The sequence below is a fragment of the Dactylosporangium sp. NPDC051541 genome (assembly GCF_044454505.1).
Taxonomy (GTDB): Bacteria; Actinomycetota; Actinomycetes; order Mycobacteriales; family Micromonosporaceae; genus Dactylosporangium.
In genome coordinates this window covers 150802-166794 of record NZ_JBITDU010000002.1, presented here as the reverse complement: position 1 = coordinate 166794, position 15993 = coordinate 150802, and the positions used below count along the sequence as shown (strand labels likewise).

15 protein-coding genes are annotated in these 15993 nt (G+C 71.0%); 2 read left to right on the top strand and 13 right to left on the bottom strand.

Annotated elements, in window-relative coordinates; genetic code table 11:
- Window positions 1-37: 37 nt before the first annotated feature.
- The 7 genes from ACIA8L_RS08875 to ACIA8L_RS08845 form a co-directional block, all read right to left on the bottom strand.
- On the bottom strand, window positions 38-1606 hold the full coding sequence (locus tag ACIA8L_RS08875; protein WP_395902091.1) for a putative Ig domain-containing protein: 1569 nt from the start codon (window positions 1604-1606) through the stop codon (window positions 38-40).
- 135 nt (window positions 1607-1741) lie between these two features.
- Entirely contained in the window at window positions 1742-2425 is a 684-nt protein-coding gene (locus ACIA8L_RS08870) for an RraA family protein (protein ID WP_395902089.1), read from the bottom strand.
- Between the two features lie 60 nt (window positions 2426-2485).
- Complete coding sequence (locus tag ACIA8L_RS08865; RefSeq protein ID WP_395902087.1) at window positions 2486-2974, bottom strand: roadblock/LC7 domain-containing protein; 489 nt, start codon at window positions 2972-2974, stop codon at window positions 2486-2488.
- Window positions 2971-3309 carry a hypothetical protein gene (locus ACIA8L_RS08860; RefSeq protein WP_395904161.1) on the bottom strand — a complete coding sequence of 113 codons (339 nt, stop codon included), beginning with the start codon at window positions 3307-3309 and terminating at the stop codon, window positions 2971-2973. The genes ACIA8L_RS08865 and ACIA8L_RS08860 overlap by 4 nt, the downstream gene beginning before the upstream one ends.
- Before the next feature lie 341 nt (window positions 3310-3650).
- Window positions 3651-4562 (bottom strand): ComEC/Rec2 family competence protein, encoded by a 912-nt coding sequence (locus ACIA8L_RS08855; RefSeq protein ID WP_395902085.1) that lies wholly within the window; start codon window positions 4560-4562, stop codon window positions 3651-3653.
- Window positions 4563-4574: 12 nt separating this feature from the next.
- Entirely contained in the window at window positions 4575-6344 is a 1770-nt protein-coding gene (locus ACIA8L_RS08850; RefSeq protein WP_395902083.1) for a S8 family serine peptidase, read from the bottom strand.
- Between the two features lie 70 nt (window positions 6345-6414).
- Window positions 6415-6981, bottom strand: coding sequence for a hypothetical protein (locus tag ACIA8L_RS08845; protein ID WP_395902081.1), 567 nt, complete (start codon window positions 6979-6981; stop codon window positions 6415-6417).
- A 55-nt stretch (window positions 6982-7036) separates the two neighbouring features.
- Between ACIA8L_RS08845 and ACIA8L_RS08840 the strand changes: the two genes are divergently transcribed.
- Window positions 7037-7672, top strand: a complete 636-nt coding sequence (locus ACIA8L_RS08840) for a hypothetical protein (RefSeq protein ID WP_395902080.1) — start codon at window positions 7037-7039, stop codon at window positions 7670-7672.
- Window positions 7673-7676: 4 nt separating this feature from the next.
- Here the strand turns inward: ACIA8L_RS08840 and ACIA8L_RS08835 are convergent, their stop codons facing one another.
- Entirely contained in the window at window positions 7677-8240 is a 564-nt protein-coding gene (locus tag ACIA8L_RS08835) for a cysteine hydrolase family protein (protein WP_395902078.1), read from the bottom strand.
- 118 nt (window positions 8241-8358) lie between these two features.
- On the opposite strand from ACIA8L_RS08835, the gene ACIA8L_RS08830 reads away from it, so the two are divergent.
- Complete coding sequence (locus tag ACIA8L_RS08830) at window positions 8359-9810, top strand: MFS transporter (protein WP_395902076.1); 1452 nt, start codon at window positions 8359-8361, stop codon at window positions 9808-9810.
- 10 nt (window positions 9811-9820) lie between these two features.
- Here ACIA8L_RS08830 and ACIA8L_RS08825 read toward each other — a convergent pair whose 3' ends face one another.
- From ACIA8L_RS08825 to ACIA8L_RS08805, 5 genes are read right to left on the bottom strand one after another with little or no spacing between them, the layout of a single operon-like run.
- Window positions 9821-10648 (bottom strand): transglutaminase-like domain-containing protein, encoded by an 828-nt coding sequence (locus ACIA8L_RS08825; protein ID WP_395902074.1) that lies wholly within the window; start codon window positions 10646-10648, stop codon window positions 9821-9823.
- Between the two features lie 37 nt (window positions 10649-10685).
- A complete protein-coding gene (locus ACIA8L_RS08820; RefSeq protein ID WP_395902072.1) occupies window positions 10686-12392 on the bottom strand; it encodes a glycoside hydrolase family 13 protein in 1707 nt (568 codons plus the stop codon).
- A complete protein-coding gene (locus ACIA8L_RS08815) occupies window positions 12389-13222 on the bottom strand; it encodes a sugar ABC transporter permease (RefSeq protein ID WP_395902070.1) in 834 nt (277 codons plus the stop codon). The genes ACIA8L_RS08820 and ACIA8L_RS08815 overlap by 4 nt, the downstream gene beginning before the upstream one ends.
- A complete protein-coding gene (locus ACIA8L_RS08810; RefSeq protein ID WP_395902068.1) occupies window positions 13219-14703 on the bottom strand; it encodes an ABC transporter permease subunit in 1485 nt (494 codons plus the stop codon). Before ACIA8L_RS08810 ends, ACIA8L_RS08815 begins: the two co-directional genes overlap by 4 nt.
- 2 nt (window positions 14704-14705) lie before the next feature.
- A complete protein-coding gene (locus ACIA8L_RS08805; protein WP_395904159.1) occupies window positions 14706-15941 on the bottom strand; it encodes an extracellular solute-binding protein in 1236 nt (411 codons plus the stop codon).
- Between the last annotated feature and the right edge of the window lie 52 nt (window positions 15942-15993).

Genomic DNA, 15993 nt, shown 5'->3' with positions numbered 1-15993 from the left:
GGGGGCCGGTCCGGGTGCCGGCCCCCACCCGGCTTCGTCAGCTCACGGTGACGGCGGCGTCGTCGATGACGAACGACGTCTGCAGCGAGGAGTCCTCGGTGCCGCTCCACTTGAGCGTGACCGTCTGGCCCGCGAACGCGCTCAGGCTGTAGCTCTTCTGCACGTAGCCGGTGGCCTTGTTCAGGTTCGACAGGGTGGCCAGGGTCGTCGAGCCGGCCGTGACGGTCAGCTTGTCGTACGCCGTCGACGTCGTCGTCTCGGCCGTGTCGATGTGCACCCAGAACGTCAGCGTCGCCGCGCAGCCGGCCGGGATGGTGACCGCCTGCGAGACGTTCTCCGAGTGCGTCGAGCCGTAGCCGAGCAGCCAGGAGCTGAACGTCCCGCCGTGCGCGGCCTCACCCTGCGACGCCCACTGGCCGATCGAGCCGGTCGTGCCGCTCCAGCCGGTCGCGCCGGACTCGAAGCCGCCGTTCGTGAGCTTCTGGCCGCTGCAGGTGCCGCCGCCGGTGCCCGACACGGTCCACGTGAACGACGTGCTGCCGGTCGCGCCGGTGGTGTCCGTGGCGGTCACGGTGCTCGTCGTGGTCTGCGCGGTTGTGGGAGTACCGGAAATGAGGCCGGTGCTGCTGTTGATGCTCAGACCCGAGGGCAGGCCGGTCGCCGAGTAGGTCAGGGTCTGGCCCGAGGCCGAGTCCGTCGCCGTGATCGCCAGCGACTTCGCCGTGCCGACGGTGGCCGTCTGCGCGCCCGGGTTGGTGACCGTGACCGTGTTGCCGGGCGCGGTGGCCCCCGTCAGCTTGCAGCCGGCGACGGTCAGGTCGATGGCCCGCGACGCGTTCAGGCACGTCGTGAACCAGTACGTCTGCTGGCCGTACGACTGTCCCTGGTGGACGGTCACGTTGCCGTTGGCGTCGACCTCGCACGGGTTGTTGAGCGTGCAGCTCTGCCCGTCGTCGTTGCCGGTGTTGTTGATGCCGATGACGGCCCGGTCCGAGGTGCGCACGATCGGCGAGCCCGAGGTGCCGTGGGTGGTCTGGCAGCCGGTGTCGTACCGGATCGAGTCCTTCCACGTCCACGTGTCCTCTTTGAGCGTGGGCACGAACCCGTTGATGGTGCAGGTCCAGACCTGCTTCCAGTAGCTCGACGGGATCGTCATCGCGGTGCCGTCGGCCGGACGGGTGGCGGCCACGGTGAGCGCGGTGGTGTTGCTGTACTTGGACTTGATCTGCGCGTAGGTGTCGGTGAGCTGGTACAGCGACACGTCCGTGCCGGTCATGGTGCCGTAGATGAGCTTGTCGGCCCGGACCGTGCCCAGGGCGGTGCCGGCGTCGTTGAGCAGCGTGCCGGTCCGGCTGCTCGTCCGGTTCGTGTACACCTGGCCCGCCGGGATGAACCCGTTCTCGTAGCAGTGGCCGTTGGTGAGCAGCAGCGCCCGGTCCGAGTCGACCGACTGCGACCACCGCACCAGCGAGCCCGAGCAGTTGTTCAGCGCGATCGTCGAGCCCAGGCCGGTGGCCGCGAGCGCCTGGGCGGGGGCGGCCGGGCCGGTGACGACGCTCGCGGCGACGGCGAGGATGGCCGCGCCGACCCCGAGTGTCCGTCTCATGCGCATGGGGGTTCCCTTCGTTGGGGTACGCGCGCGGTTCTTGGCTGCGCGCGTAGCCGCCCGTCAATGTGATTCGCACCCTCACATCGACGAACTTCCCCGTCAACGACGCCGACCCTACGTCTGGCCCTGCGCTTACTCCTCGATGGCGCCACCGACAATGCGCAAATGCTTCCGGAAGGTGTACTGCGGGTCGCCCGCGCGCCGGGCCAGGAAGTCCGCGAACGCCGTCTGCTGCCGCAGCGTCTCCCCCGCCGCGATCCGGCGGGCCTGCTCCCGTTCGGTCTCCCTGATCACCCGGGCCTGCTCCAGCACGTCCAGGTGCTGTGCGGCCAGGAAGATCACGCCGTCGTCGTCGGCCAGGACGAAGTCGTCGGCGGTGACCGTGTGCGGCCCGAACCGGGCGCTGAGCAGGGCCTCCGGCTCGCGCTCGTCGACCCGCGGCGGCCCGAGCGGCAGGGCGCCGTAGCTGAAGACGGGCCGCCCGATCTCGCGCAGCTCCGCGGTGTCGCGGTGCAGGCCCCAGACGACGAGCCCGGCGACCCCGGCCGCGGCCGCCTCGAGCACGGTCAGATCGCCGACGCAGGCCTCGTCGGTGCGCCCGCCGTTGTCGACGACGAGCACGTCACCGTCCCGGGCCGCGCCGTAGGCCTCGAGGAACACGTCGACGCTGCCGTAGTGGCGGGCCGGAAGCACCCGTCCGGCCAGGCGCGTCCCGGGTATGACGGGCCGGACGCCGGCGGGCGCGATCCGCGGTGCGATGCCGGCGCGCACACAGGCGTCGGCGACGAGCGGTGTGCTGAGATCGTCGAAGTTCACGGCCTGATCATTCCCCGGCCCGGGCGGGCCGCGCCGGAGCCAATCCGCCGTGTGTGGTCTTTATTGCGGCAGGAGCGCGGCGAGGCGGGCCACGGCCGGGCGGGCCTCGAGGTGCAGGCGGGCCACGTTGATGCCGTCGTCGCCGAGCACCGAGAGCAGGGTGTTGGCGTCGACGGCGTACACCGTGAAGTATCCGCCCTCGCTGCGCAGCGTGGCGTCGCGGAACGGGCTCTGCCCCAGCACCATGGCCGTCTGGCGGCCCAGGCCGAAGGTGGTCGCGGCCAGCGCCGCCAGGTCGGCCGGCTGCAGCCCGGGCGGCAGGTCGTGGGTGATGAGCAGGCCGTCGACCCCGCCGACGGCCGCTCCCCGCACGCCCGGCACCCGCAGGCGCAGGTCCGCGAGCTCCGAGCGGACCGCCGCGAGTGCGGCGGCCATCGGATCGATCGTGGTGCCGAACTTCGGCGCCGGCGACCAGCCCTGCTCCCCACCGCTGCGGCGGGACGGGAGCCCGTCCGCGGCGGGGGGTGTCGCAGTGCCGAAGTAGGTCACAGTTCGAGGCTCTCTTCGATACCGCGCAGCTGGTGGCGGGCGAGCGCGAGGTTGGCGCGCTGCTTCACCAGGGCGAGGTAGAGGAAGAGGCCCCGGCCGCCGATGGAGCCGAGGGGACGGATGATGTGGTACTGGTGGTCCAGGGTGATGAGGATATCCTCGACCCGGTCCGGCAGCCCGAGCATCTCGATGGTCCGGAGCTTGGCCCGCACGACGTCCGTGTTGCCGGCCGCAGCCACGGTGATGTCGAAGTCGGGCCCCCCGCCGAGCGTGCCGAGGGTCATGCCGCTGGTGTAGTCGACGAGCGCGACGGCGATGGCGCCGTCGATGTTCATCGCGCTCTTGAGCGCGACGTCAAGGTTGCTGGTCAAGCCGGCCTCCGCGGTGAAAACATGTGGAACGCGCCAGAGCCTGACACAAGATGATCGCCCCGCACACGTTTCGTCACATGTTTCAGACACTCGGCTCATGGCGACCTGACCTGGTGACCGATGTCCCGGTAGCGCTGTGTCGCAAGTTGCGTTCGCAAAGCGATGTCGCACATGCAAGTGCGACCCCATCCCCCCAGCTCAGCTCCGCCCTCACTTTGCACTCTGCAATGGAAGAGAGCGCTCTCCAGCCCAACCTCACACAAAGATTGCTGTCCGCTAAACGAATCCCGTAAATCTGAACAATTTCAGCCAGCCGCTTTCAGCTCTCTCCGGAGCTCGGCCAGCCTCCGCTCCGCCGCCGCGATCGGATGCGTGAACTCGACCGAGTACCGCGCGCCGGCCGGCCGCGCCCCCACGAGCAGCCGCAGCGTCTCGTCGTCGGGATGCCCGTGCTTCGTCCCGTCGGTCGAGATCACGTACCGGTCGGCCGTGACCCACTCGAAGAACTCGGCCGTGACGTTCTTGGCACTGCCGTGGTGGGGCAGCTTCAACACGTTCACGTGCGGACGGTCGAAGCCGCAGGCCGCCAAGCCCTCAAGCAGATGGTCGGCCCGCGCGTCGCCGGTGAGGAGTGCACTGGAGGTGCCATCGGTGACGTGCAGCGCGACGCTCGACAGGTTGGGCACGCTGTGGTCCTTGACCGCCGCCGCCGCGACCAACGGGTCCTGCCGCTGCCATTTCGCGGCGAGCGCCTGCAGCGCCGCCGGACCTGGCGCTACCACGGTGATGTCGAGCCCGTGGAAGCGGGCGCGGTCCCCCACCTGGATCAGGTCGCCGAACGGCTCGTTGCGCCTGATACCGAGCGCTGTGGCCAGCGTCCGCAGCCGCCCACCCTGGGCGAAGCTCGCGCCCTGCACCGCATCGGCCGGTGCGTTGAGTACCTCAGCCGCGTGGTTGAACCACAGGCGCTCAACGACGATGCTCGGATCGAGGTGAGCCTCGCGCTCCCGGCGCAACTCGGACAGCATCGCCAGCACGCCGCCGACGTGATCATCGTCGACGTGGGTCACGCACACCGCGTCGAGCCGCTTCACTCGCCCTTTGATCGCCCGCGCATATGTGCTGTGCGGACCGCCGTCGACCAGGATCGCGTGCCCGTCCCATCGGATCAGGCAGGCGTCACCGGGCCCGGCCGGAAGGAACTCGAAGGTCAGCATCCCCGCCTCCGATCAGATCGACTGCATTGCGCGCAGGACGTCGACGACACCGCTGCCCTGGAACGCCCGTTCGCGCCGGAGATCAGTGGCAGTCGCGCAGAGCACCTCCTTGATCCTTTCCGGCCGCCCGATCAGCTCCCGGTGCCGGGCCATCAACATCGCCGCCGCCCCGCTGACGTGCGCCGCGGCCTGGCTCGTGCCGTGCATCGCCATGATCTCCGCGCCCGGGATCGGCCCGTCGATGTCCTCACCTGGCGCGATGAGGTCCGGCTTGGCCCGCCCGTCCGCCGTCGGCCCGCGCCCCGAGAAGTAGCTGACCCCATGCCGGTGCGGGTTCGACCGGTGCGTCGACCCGACGGTGATGACGGCGTCAGCGTTGCCGGGATCGGAGATACTGGTCGGGTTGTATCCAGCACCGTTCGTCCGCACCAGATCTCCGAACCCGGCGTTGCCGGCCGCAGCGACGACCACGACCCCGGATCGGACGAGCCGCTCGGCTTCCTGGCAGACGGGCGTCCATCCGCACGCGTACGTTGCGACGTCGTGCGGCACCGACAGACTGAGGTTCACTCCGGCGATGACCAGCCGCCCGGCCTGCTCGTTGATATATCGGATCGCCTGCAGCGCCGCCAGCACGGCGAACTCGTCGCCGTTGCCGTCATCGCCCAGCACCCGAAAGTCGTACAACTTGATGTTCGGGCAGACCCCGCGCAGCTCCTGCGGTGGCCAGTGCCCTCCGAGCACCCCGGCCACATGCGTCCCGTGCGGGTCCCCTGGTGTCCGATACTGCACGCGCGGCGATGTCAGGCGCCCGCCGGGCCGATCGAGCTCGAGGGCCAGTTCGACGAACGGCAGAGCGTCGCCCCAGTTCACGACGCCTCTCGCTGTAGTCTGCTGAGCCAGTGCGTCCCGCGCGGCGGAGAAGTCGAAGGCCCGCAGCACCCGGTTGCCGACCGCTTCGTACTCGTCGCCCCACGGGCGGGTCCATTCCAAGAAGGCGGGATGCTCACGATCGATGCCGCTGTCGACAACCGCCCAGCCGATGTTGCCGCAGTCGACGGCGAACACCTGCTCGGCCGCGTCGGCCTTGACCGTCGCCCGCGAACGGCTCACCGCCGCCCCGGCCCGCCGGTTGATCGTCACGGAAGCAACCGGGTGCCGCAGTCGCCGATCGTTGCCGAACGATGGGCGCGGCCGCTCTGCCGCCGCAACGGTTCCCCGAAGCGCCTCGACGACGAAGCCGACGTCGTCGCCGGTACTGTCGGCCGAGCGCGCCACCGCCCGCAGTAGCCGCAGGAACCAGGCGAGCCGCTGGTCATACTCGCGCGAGCGGCCCTCGTCGTCCCGGTAGTCCTCCTCGGCGAATCCGATGCCGCGCCGCCGGCCCGGACGCTGCGGCTCCGGAGAACCGGCCGACCGATCCACCGAGACGCGCAGTTCGTCATCGGCCATTCTCACGGCCCGGTCGATCAGGCCGGCGAGGTTGGTCATCGGCATCACGAGCTGTACCAACTGCTGCAGAGTCACCGACACCACGACGAATCCGCCGACGGCCACCGGGCGGGCAGCATCGAGGTCGGCCTGCTGGAGCTGCTCGAACACGCCGCGCACGCCGTGGTCTTCGTGAATGGTGAGGATGACATCGACGCGGTGGTCGAGTTTCCACTGCGTCGGCTGGGCAAGTGCCCACCAGACGTCGAACCGGACCGGGCAGTCCGTGGCCCACGGTGGAGGGAGCGCGGCCGTGCCGTAGAACAGCTGCGTCAGCTCGTCCCGGTCCATTCCGCGCACCCCTCATCGACTCAGATGGATCCCGGGCGGTGAGCCTACGCCCGAGGGGGCGGGCGGGGTGTCAGGCGATGGCGCGTTCGCCGGTGGTGCCGGTCACCGTCCAGCCGGGGCCTTCGCTGTTGCGCAGGACGTAGGTCAGCCAGGTCGCGCCCAGGCAGGCCACGAAGCCGTACACCTTCACCTGCACGGTGTTGTCATCGCCGTCGATGGTGCCCAGGGTGACCAGGATCGTGCCCGGCGGGGTGTGGGGGCAGCCGTCGCTGGTCACGACCACCTCCTCGCGGGTGGCGACGAAGCGGACGGTGGTCACGTCGGACATGGCGGTGGTGATCTGGTACTTCGCGTTGTCCGGCAGCGGCTCGCCGCTGATCGCCTGGGCCAGCACATAGGTCGTGGCGAAGCCGTTCGCCGAGATCGAGTTCTCGTCGCGGGTGCCGAGGTATCGGTGCAGCACCGCCGTGTAGACCTCGGCCTCCTTCACCCCCGCGGGCCAGTCGGCCGCCGACGAGGCCTCCGCAACCGCCGGAGAACCCGCCGAGGAACCCGCCGGCGGGGACGCGACACCCCGCGCGCAGCCGCCCAGCATCAGCGCACCCACCAGTACCGCCACCAGTCCGCGTCTCGTCACGCCCACTCTGACGCGGGCGGGAGCGCGGTGGTTCCCATCGTCTACGGTCGAAGTCATGGCACCGGACGGTGTGCGGCGGGACGGGGATGTGGTGTCGTTCGCGCTCGTGCCGGCCGGGCGGTCGGCGCCGCACCTCATCGGTGAGGCGGCGCTACTCATCGGCATCGCGGCCCTCTTCGCCACGGCCGCCACGCTGGCGGTGGCGTTGTGCGGGGCGGCCGTCGTCGCCGCCCTGTTCGACACCGTGCCGTCCTGGCTCGCCGTCGTCCCGGTGGTCGTGTGGGCCGTCCTGGCCGTGCGGTTCGCGCCGCTGCCCAAGCGCGGCGGGCTGATCCGGATCGAGTTCGGGCCGGGGTGGGTGCGCCTCGTCCGGCCGTTGCGGGCCGAGCGGCGGCCGCACGCCGACATCGCGGCCATCGAGGTCGTCGAGCACCGGATCCGGCCGGACGGGCGGACCGGGCCGCTGGGTGTCACCGTGCGCGCCGTCGACGGCACCGCCTGGGCCGCACCGTCCGTGTGTTCGGCGCGGCGGTCGATCGCGGCCGGCGACCTCGAGGGCTGGCTGCGGGAGACGGTCGCCGGCGTCGAGGTGCGCCGGGTCGAGGTCTGGATCGACCCGCCCCCGGGCGGCGGCGGGAGCGGGTGGACGTCCGGCGGGTCGGCTTCGGCGAACGCCGCGGGCGGCGGTTAGCGGATCACGCCAGGGTCCTGATCCAGTCGTCGGCCGTCGTCACCGTGGCCTGGCGGGGGAAGACCCGCTCGGTGAGGACCCGGTGGACCTCCTCGTCCGCGTCGGCGCAGGCGTCGGACAGGACGGTCAGGGCGTAGTCGAGGTCGGCGGCCTGGCGGAGCGTCGACAGCACCACGCCGCTGGTCGACAGGCCGGCCAGGATGAGCGCGTCGGCGCCGGCGCCGCGGAGCAGGACGTCCAGGTCGCTGCCGCTGAAGGCGCTCACCCGGCGCTTGAGGATCACCGGGTCGCCGGGGCGCACGTCCAGGTCGGCGTGCAGCTGCGTGGCCGGGCTGTCCTGCGTCATGCCGTCGCCGGCGGCGCCGATCCGGCCGAAGACGGCGTTGTTCGCCGACACCTCCGGGTAGCCGGGGCGGAACGCCACCCGCACGAACATCACCGGGACGCCGGCGGCGCGGGCGGCCGCGATGGCGCGGTTGACGTTGGCCAGGGCGGCGCCGCCGTTGCCGCGGCCGACGATGACCTCCTGGAAGTCCATGGCGAGCAGGACCGGGCGGTGCTCAGACATGCGGGTTCCTTCACTGGTCGGGGGTCGCACTCCGGAGCGTGCCCCCGTAGTAAACCGATGCGACGCGCGTCACGGTGAAACGGGTGGACCGGAGGCAAGCCTCCGGTATTGTGGAGGCATGCCTCAAGTTTCTCGGTTGTCGTACCGGCTGACGTTCGCCGTCCTGGCCGCGTCGACGGCGGCGTTCTCCATGCTGCAGTCGCTGGTCAGCCCGGTGCTGCCGGTCATGCAGCGGGACCTGCACACGTCCGCCGGCACCGTGACGTGGGTGCTGACCGCGTGGCTGCTCGCCGCGTCCGTCGCCACGCCCCTCATGGGCCGCATCGGCGACATGATCGGCAAGGAGCGCACACTCCTGGCCGCGCTGGCCGCCATCGCCGCCGGCTGCCTGCTCGCCGCGCTGGCACCGAACATCACCGTGCTGATCGTGGCCCGCGTCATCCAGGGCCTGGGCGGCGCGCTGTTCCCGCTGTCGTTCGGCATCATCCGCGACGAGTTCCCGCCCGGCCGGGTCGTGTCGGCCGTCGGCGCCATGTCCGCGGTCATCGCCCTCGGCGGCGGCCTCGGCATCGTCCTGGCCGGCCCGGTCGTCGCCGCGCTGAACTGGCGCTGGCTGTTCTGGATCCCGCTCGGCGTGGTCGTCGTGACCGGCCTGCTGGCGTGGCGGTTCGTCCCGCCGTCGCCGTCGCGGACCCGCGGCCGGGTCAGCTGGCCGGCCGCGGTGCTGCTCTCGGCCTGGCTGGTCGCCCTGCTGCTGCCGCTGAGCAAGGGCAACGCCTGGGGCTGGGCCGCCCCGCGCACCATCGCCCTGCTGGCCGCGGCCGTCGTCCTCGCCGCCGCCTGGGTCACGGTCGAGGTGCGCTCCGGCAACCCGCTCATCGACATGCGGATGATGCGCCGGCCCGCCGTGTGGACCACCAACATCGTCGCCCTGCTCTTCGGCGCCGGCATGTTCGGCGTCTACGCGTTCCTGCCGCAGTTCATGCAGATCCCCCGCTCGACCGGCTACGGCTTCGGCTCCACGGTCGGCCAGGCCGGCCTGCTCATGGTCCCGATGCTGGCCACGATGGCGGTGGCGGGCATGCTCAGCGGCCCGATCGCCCGCTGGTTCAGCAGCCGGGCCCAGGTCGTCGCCGGCTCCCTCCTGGCGACGCTGTCCACGGCCGCGTTCGCCCTGGCCCACCGCCACCCGTGGGAGGTCGCCACGGCCGCCGCGGTCTTCGGTGTCGGCATCGGCCTCGCGTACTCCTCCATGACCGCCCTCATCGTCCACGCCGTCCCGCAGGCCCAGACCGGCGCGGCGAGCGGCATGAACGCCAACATCCGCACCATCGGCGCCTCGATCGGCACCGCCGTCGTCAGCTCCATCGTCACCAGCGATCTGCGCGCCGACGGCCTGCCCACGGAGTCGGCCTACACGTCGGCGTTCATCGCCCTGGCCGCGGTCGCGGCGGTGTCCGTCGCGGTGGCCCTGCTCATCCCCCGCCACCGCCGCGACGAGACCCCGGCGAGCGAGCGGCGCGAGCACTTCGAGCCGGCCGACACCGAGCTCACCCCGGCGACCGGCTGAGCTCGACGGCTCAGGCCGGTGGCGCGATGAGCTCGGGCGGCACCGGCAGCCGCGGATCCAGCAGGAGGGCCTCCTGGGCCAGCAGCCGGGGCCCTCCCGCCGCGCTCACCGCCGCGACGCGATCGAGCAGCGACCGGTCCACCTCCGGCAGGTCGTCGTAGTGGATCGGGATCAGCCCCCAGTTGTCCCACGGCAGCACCTCGACGCCGGTCAGCGCGGCCAGGTCGCGCACGACGTTGCCCTGCACCTCCCACAGCCCGGTCAGGTTCGCCGCGCTCGTCCCCACCGTCTTCGGGTCGCGGGCCCCCGACCGGCACTCCCGCCACGCCTGTCCCCCGACCAGGAACGCGTCGCGGGGCACGTCGAACGGGTCGAGGTCCCCGGTGCCGTAGATGCCCGGCTCACCGCCGGCGACCTGGGCGTCGACGAGATACCAGCCGCGGTCCTCGGACCACACCTCGGCCACCCAGTGGTCGTCGAAGAAGCCGTCGGTGAAGTATCCGGCGAACCCGGCCCGGGCCCGGGCCGGCACCCCGGCCGCCCGCAGCAGCGCGACCAGGAGCACCGCGAAGTCGCGGCACGTGCCGGCCACCCGCTGCTCGGGCGGGCGCGGCCCGAAGCTGCTGCCCAGACGCGTGAGGATGGCCCGGACGAACCGCAGGTTAGCCTCGTCCCGGCGCTCCTCGGACAACTTGACCCCGAACTTCCAGGCCCAGTCGCGGTGGATCAGGACGCCGCCGACGATCTTCGCCAGGGCGGCCGGGTCGGCGGGAAGATCAGGCACCTTGGTCAACACCGTGACCGGGGTCTGCCGGGCATAGAACGCGACCTCTTCCATGCCCGGAACCTTAGTACAGGGGTACGACAGGAAACGGCTACGCGGGGACCGACCAGATCTGGAATGTCGGTCCGTCGCTCGGCAGGGCACCGGTCCAGGCCGCGCCGCCGTACAGGTTCGTGGCCTCCGCAACCGCCAGTGGCACGGGTACGCCGGAGGCGCGCCGGGCCAGGATCAGCAGACGCTCGTCGTGGGTCTCCCGCCAGAAGGCGATCGCGTCCGCGTCCACGTGCGCGAAGCGGAGGCCACCGCCGCGAAGGGCCGGGTGCTTACGGCGAAGTGCGAGCAACCGGGAGTACCACGGCAGCAGCTGTTTGGAAGAACGCCAAGGCATCGGGGTGCGCGACTCCTCACCGTTGGACCCCGTCAGGCCGAGCTCGTCGCCGGCGAACACCATCGGCACCCCGGGCAGCGTGGCCAGGAGGCCGGCCGCGACCTCGAGGCGCTCCAGCGAGCCGACCACCGTGCGGATGCGGGCGGTGTCGTGGCTGCCCAGCAGGTTCCAGGAGTGGGTCCAGGACCGCCACGACATCGTCGCCATCATCGCCCGCACGGTGGCGACCGTCGCGTGCCCGTCCCGGCGCGGCACCGGCCCGGGTACCCCCAGAAAGTCCGGCAGCCCGAGTTCGTCGCCGCGCAGCCAGCTCCACAGCGGCCGGGTGAAGCCGGCGTAATTCATGGTCCCCGGCCAGCCGCCGGCGTCGAGGTCGGCCCCGGCACCGTGGGCGTGCTCGGCGATCAGGAGGGCGTCGGGCCGGGCCGAGCGGACCGCGTCGGCGACCAGGCGGGCCACCTCGAGGGTCAGGTCGTCGGCGGCCCGGCGGCCGGTCATGTTGGCGACGTCGATGCGCCAGCCGTCGAGGTACCGCAGCCACCTGCGCACGATCGAGTCGGTGTCGGTGACGAACCGGGCCCGCAGCCGCGCCGAGTGCCAGTTGAGCTTCGGCAGCGACGGCACGCCGAGCCAGGACTCGTAGCCGCCGTCGCCGGTCATGTAGTACAGGTCGGGCTCGTCGAACCACGGGTGTTCGATGCCGGTGTGGTTGGTGGTGAGGTCGCCGACGAGCCGCATCCCGCGGGTGTGCAGGGCGTCGGAGAGCCGGCGCAGGGCCCGGTCGCCGCCGAGGAGCGGGTCGACCCGGTCGAAGGCGACGGCGTCGTAGCGGTGGTTGGAGCGGGCCGGGAAGAACGGGGTCAGGTAGACGGTGTCGGCGCCGAGGTCCTGGATGTGGTCGAGGCGGCGGGCGATGCCGTCGAGGTCGCCGCCGTACCACTGCCTCGAGGCGTCGCGGCCGCGGCCGGCGACCGGCTCGTCCCATTCGCAGCGGACCGCCCAGTCCGGGGTCGCCGGGGCGGTGGCGGAGCGGGCGAAGCGGTCGGGGAAGATCTGGTAGACGATCGCCTCGCGGGTCCACGGCGCCGGCCCCGCGTGGGCGACGAGCCGGAAGTCGGTGTCGTCGGGCACGTCGTGACCGAACCGGCCGAGGACGTTGTACCAGTCGCCGTCGACCAGGAAGCGGTAGCGGGTGACGGGGTTGCGCACCAGCACGCTCGCCCGCCACCACAGTTCGTCCCCGCGCCGCTCACGCACGGCCGCGGTGTAGCGCGGCTCACCGTCCTCGATGGACCGGACGAAGACCGTCTTGACCGCGAGCGCGGTCCGCAGCCACACGTCCACATTGGAGCCCAGGCGCGGGTTCTGGTCCGGCACATACAGGGCGGAGCCGTCGTGATGCGTGCTCACCCCTTCACCGCCCCGGTGGTGAGCCCGGACACGATGTACCGCTGCAGCACCTGAAAGACGATGACCGTCGGCACCGCCGTGAGCAGTGAACCCGCGCAGAACATCCCGAAGTTGGCGTTGCGCTGCTCGGCGACGAGGCCGTAGAGGCCGACGGCGAGGGTCTTCGCGTCGTCGCTGTGCAGGAACACGTTCGCCAGGAGCACCTCGTTGATGGTGCCGATGAAGCTGAGCAGGCCGGTGACGGCCAGGATCGGCGCGACCAGCGGCAGCGTCACCCGGAAGAAGATCTGCGCGTGCGTGGCCCCGTCGACGACCGCCGACTCGTCCAGCTCCTTGGGGACGGTGTCCAGAAAGCCCTTCATGAGCCAGGTGTTGACCCCCAGAGCGCCGCCGAGGTACAGCAGCATCAGCCCCCAGGGCCGGTCGAGCCCGATCGCCGGGTAGTAGTCGCCGACCGCCGCGAAGATCAGATAGATCGTGACGACCGCCAGGAACTGCGGGAACATCTGGATGAGCAGCAGTGAGACGAGTCCGGCCCGGCGGCCCGTGAACCGCATCCGGGAGAACGCGTAGGCCGACAGGATGGACAGGAACACCCCGACCGCGGCGGCGACGCCGGCGATGAGGATGGAGTTGAGGTACCAGTGCGGGAACGCCGTCTTCGAGAACAGGTCGGCGAAGTTGCCGAGCCCCGCGGCCCGCGGGACGAGCTCGGTCGAGCTCAGCGAGCCGAGGGGGTTGAGGGCGGCGGAGATCACGAAGACGATCGGGAACAGGGAGAAGGCGACGGCGAGCAGTCCTACGGCGTGCCGCCAGCCGGTCCGGCTCATGTGTACACCTCTTCCTGCTTGCGGCTGCGGCGGAAGCCGACGACCGAGATGAGCGCGACGATGGCGAAGATGTACACCGAGATGGCCGCGGCGAAGCCGAGCTGGGCGCCGGAGCCGCCGAACGCGAGCCGGTAGGTGTAGGTGATGAGCAGGTCGGTGGCGCCGATGCTGGAGTTGCCGGCCGGGAACGGCGCGCCGTCGGTGGTCAGGTAGATGGCGTTGAAGTTGTTGAAGTTGAACGCGAACGACGAGATGAGCAGCGGGGTGAGCGCGACCAGCAGCAGCGGCAGGGTGACCCGGCGGAAGCGCTGCACCGCCGTGGCCCCGTCGATCTGGGCCGCCTCCTGCATCTCCCGCGGGATGGCCTGCAGGGCACCGGTGGCGACGAGGAACATGTAGGGGTAGCCGAGCCAGAGCTGCACCAGGATCACGGCGGCCCTGGCCGTCCACGGCGAGCCGAACCAGTCGACGTGCAGCCCGGTGATCCGGTTGATGAGGCCGAAGTCCTGGTTGAACAGGTCCCGCCACACCAGGAGCATGGCGAACGAGGGCATCGCATAGGGCAGGACCAGCAGCACACGGTACCAACTCCGCCCGCGCATCTTCGCGTTGAGCGCGAGCGCGCAGGCGAGGCCGAGCGCGAAGGTGACCAGGACGGACCCGACCGCGAACGCCAGGTTCCACACGAGGGTCTTCAGGAACGGCCCGGCGATCCGCGAGTCGGTGACCACCCGGGCGAAGTTGCTGAGGCCGACGTTGACCTTCCAGCCTTGCGCGAGGTGCTCGCCGTCGTCGGCGACGAACGCGCCGGTGTCCTCGTCGGCTGTCCATGTCCGGCCGGTGGCGCGATCGGTGATGCAGTCGCAGCCGGCGTCGTAGAAGCGGGTGGCCTGGCCGGTGTAGGCCCGGGTCAGGCCGCTGGCCCGGATCGCACCGCCGGACGTCGGCACCGTGAACGCCAGGATCTCGTCGTTGCGCTGGGTGGCCTCGCCCAGGCTCAGCAGCTGATAACCGTCGGCTTTTGTAATTCGGCCGCCCGCAATGTCGGCTTTGTCGAGGGGTCGCAATCCGGAGAGGTCTCCGACGAACGCCTTGCCATCGCCCGAGACCAGGAGAAACTTGAGTCCTCCGTCATCCAGGGCAACGGAAAGCGCGTATTCGACCGAGCCGGGCACCTGCTGCACCGACGCCGACTGGATGGCCGTGACGGCGTCCTGCTTGCTGCCCCGGTGCCCGTCGCCGTAGTTGGTGAACGCGGTGGCGACGGTGTAGAGCACCGGGACGACCTGGAACGCCAGGAGGAACAGCACGCCCGGCACGAGGTACTTCAAGGGGATGGCCCGCTTGGACAGGTAGATCGCGAAGATCAACGCTGTCACCACGACGAGCACCGCGAGCCATCCCCAGGCACGGGCCTCGGCCAGCGGGAAGGCGGCGTACACCGCCAGCGCCAGGGCGAGGCCGAGGACCGCGATCTTCATGGCTACTTGGCGATCGCGTCGCTGATCGTCTTGGCCGCGCCGGTCAGCGTCGCCGGCACATCGGCACCGCCGACGATCGCCGACTCGGCCTTGCCGAACGGGTCCCAGACCGCGGCCATCGCCGGGATCGCCGGCAGCACCGCGCCGCCCTTGCCCGCGGCCAGCCACTTCTCGATGTCCGGGTCGCTGCCCTTGACCTGGTCCAGCGCCGCGGTCAGCGCCGGCGGGCGGGGGTTGGCCTGGTACAGCGCGACCTGCAGGTCGGGCTTGGTGAGGTAGTTGGTGATGAACTCGTTGGCCAGGGCCTTGCTCTTGCCCTTGCTGGCCACGTAGAACGCCTGCACGCCGACGAACGGCTGGGCGGGCTTGCCACCGGCGAACGCGGGGACGGGCGTGATGTCGTACTTGATGCCGGCCTTCTTGATGTCGGCGACCGCCCACGGGCCCGAGATCAGGAACGGGGTCTTGCCGCCGGTGAACGTCGGGATGGCGTTGTCGCTGTTGACCGAGCGGGTCAGCGCGCCCGAGCCCTTCTCGCCCAGCGCCGCGATCTTCTTGAACGCCTCGATCGACTCGGGCTTGCCGACGCCGAGGTCGGCCGGGTCGTAGTCGCCATTGGCTTTGGTGCCGAACAGGTAGCCGCCGGCGCTCGCGAACAGCGGGTACACGTGGTACGCGTCGCCGTTCTGGCCCACCTGCAGCGACATGATGTTGCTGACCTTGCCGGAGTCCTTGAGCGCCTTGCCCGCCGCGACCAGGTCCTCGATGGTGGCCGGGGCGTTCGGGGCGAGGTCGGTGTTGCGGATCAGGGCCAGGTTCTCGATGGCATACGGCACCCCGTACACCTGCCCGTTGAAGGTCACGGCCTTCACGGCGACGTCGGCGAAGCCGGACTTCTGCGTGTCGGAGAGCTGGATCGGGTCGATGGTGCCGTTCTGGACCAGGTTGCCGATCCAGTCGTGGGCGCCCACGACGATGTCCGGGCCTTTGCCGGACTGGGCGGCGGTGACGAAGTTGGTCTGCAGGTCCTTGGAGACGGCCTGGACCTGCACGTCGACCTTGTTGGCCGTGCCGAACTGGGTGGCGAACGGCTTGAGCGCGGCTGCGCGCTGGTCGTCGGCCCAGATGGTCAGCGTGGCGGTCGGGGCGGCGTCACCCTTGGGCTCCGCCGGTTTGTCGCTGCAGGCGGTCAGGGCTAAGGCGGAGACAGCGAGCACGCTGAAGGCGCGCAGGGATATGCGCATCGAGACTCCTGGTGTCAGGCGAAGGAAGGGTGGTCGGCGAGACCTG

Coding starts and splice junctions, on each gene's coding strand:
- ACIA8L_RS08850 (WP_395902083.1), bottom strand. CDS start 6,344: ATGGACCGGGACGAGCTGACGCAGCTGTTCTACGGCACGGCCGCGCTC.
- ACIA8L_RS08855 (WP_395902085.1), bottom strand. CDS start 4,562: ATGCTGACCTTCGAGTTCCTTCCGGCCGGGCCCGGTGACGCCTGCCTG.
- ACIA8L_RS08840 (WP_395902080.1), top strand. CDS start 7,037: ATGGCACCGGACGGTGTGCGGCGGGACGGGGATGTGGTGTCGTTCGCG.
- ACIA8L_RS08835 (WP_395902078.1), bottom strand. CDS start 8,240: ATGTCTGAGCACCGCCCGGTCCTGCTCGCCATGGACTTCCAGGAGGTC.
- ACIA8L_RS08875 (WP_395902091.1), bottom strand. CDS start 1,606: ATGAGACGGACACTCGGGGTCGGCGCGGCCATCCTCGCCGTCGCCGCG.
- ACIA8L_RS08860 (WP_395904161.1), bottom strand. CDS start 3,309: ATGAACATCGACGGCGCCATCGCCGTCGCGCTCGTCGACTACACCAGC.
- ACIA8L_RS08815 (WP_395902070.1), bottom strand. CDS start 13,222: ATGAGCCGGACCGGCTGGCGGCACGCCGTAGGACTGCTCGCCGTCGCC.
- ACIA8L_RS08810 (WP_395902068.1), bottom strand. CDS start 14,703: ATGAAGATCGCGGTCCTCGGCCTCGCCCTGGCGCTGGCGGTGTACGCC.
- ACIA8L_RS08830 (WP_395902076.1), top strand. CDS start 8,359: ATGCCTCAAGTTTCTCGGTTGTCGTACCGGCTGACGTTCGCCGTCCTG.
- ACIA8L_RS08825 (WP_395902074.1), bottom strand. CDS start 10,648: ATGGAAGAGGTCGCGTTCTATGCCCGGCAGACCCCGGTCACGGTGTTG.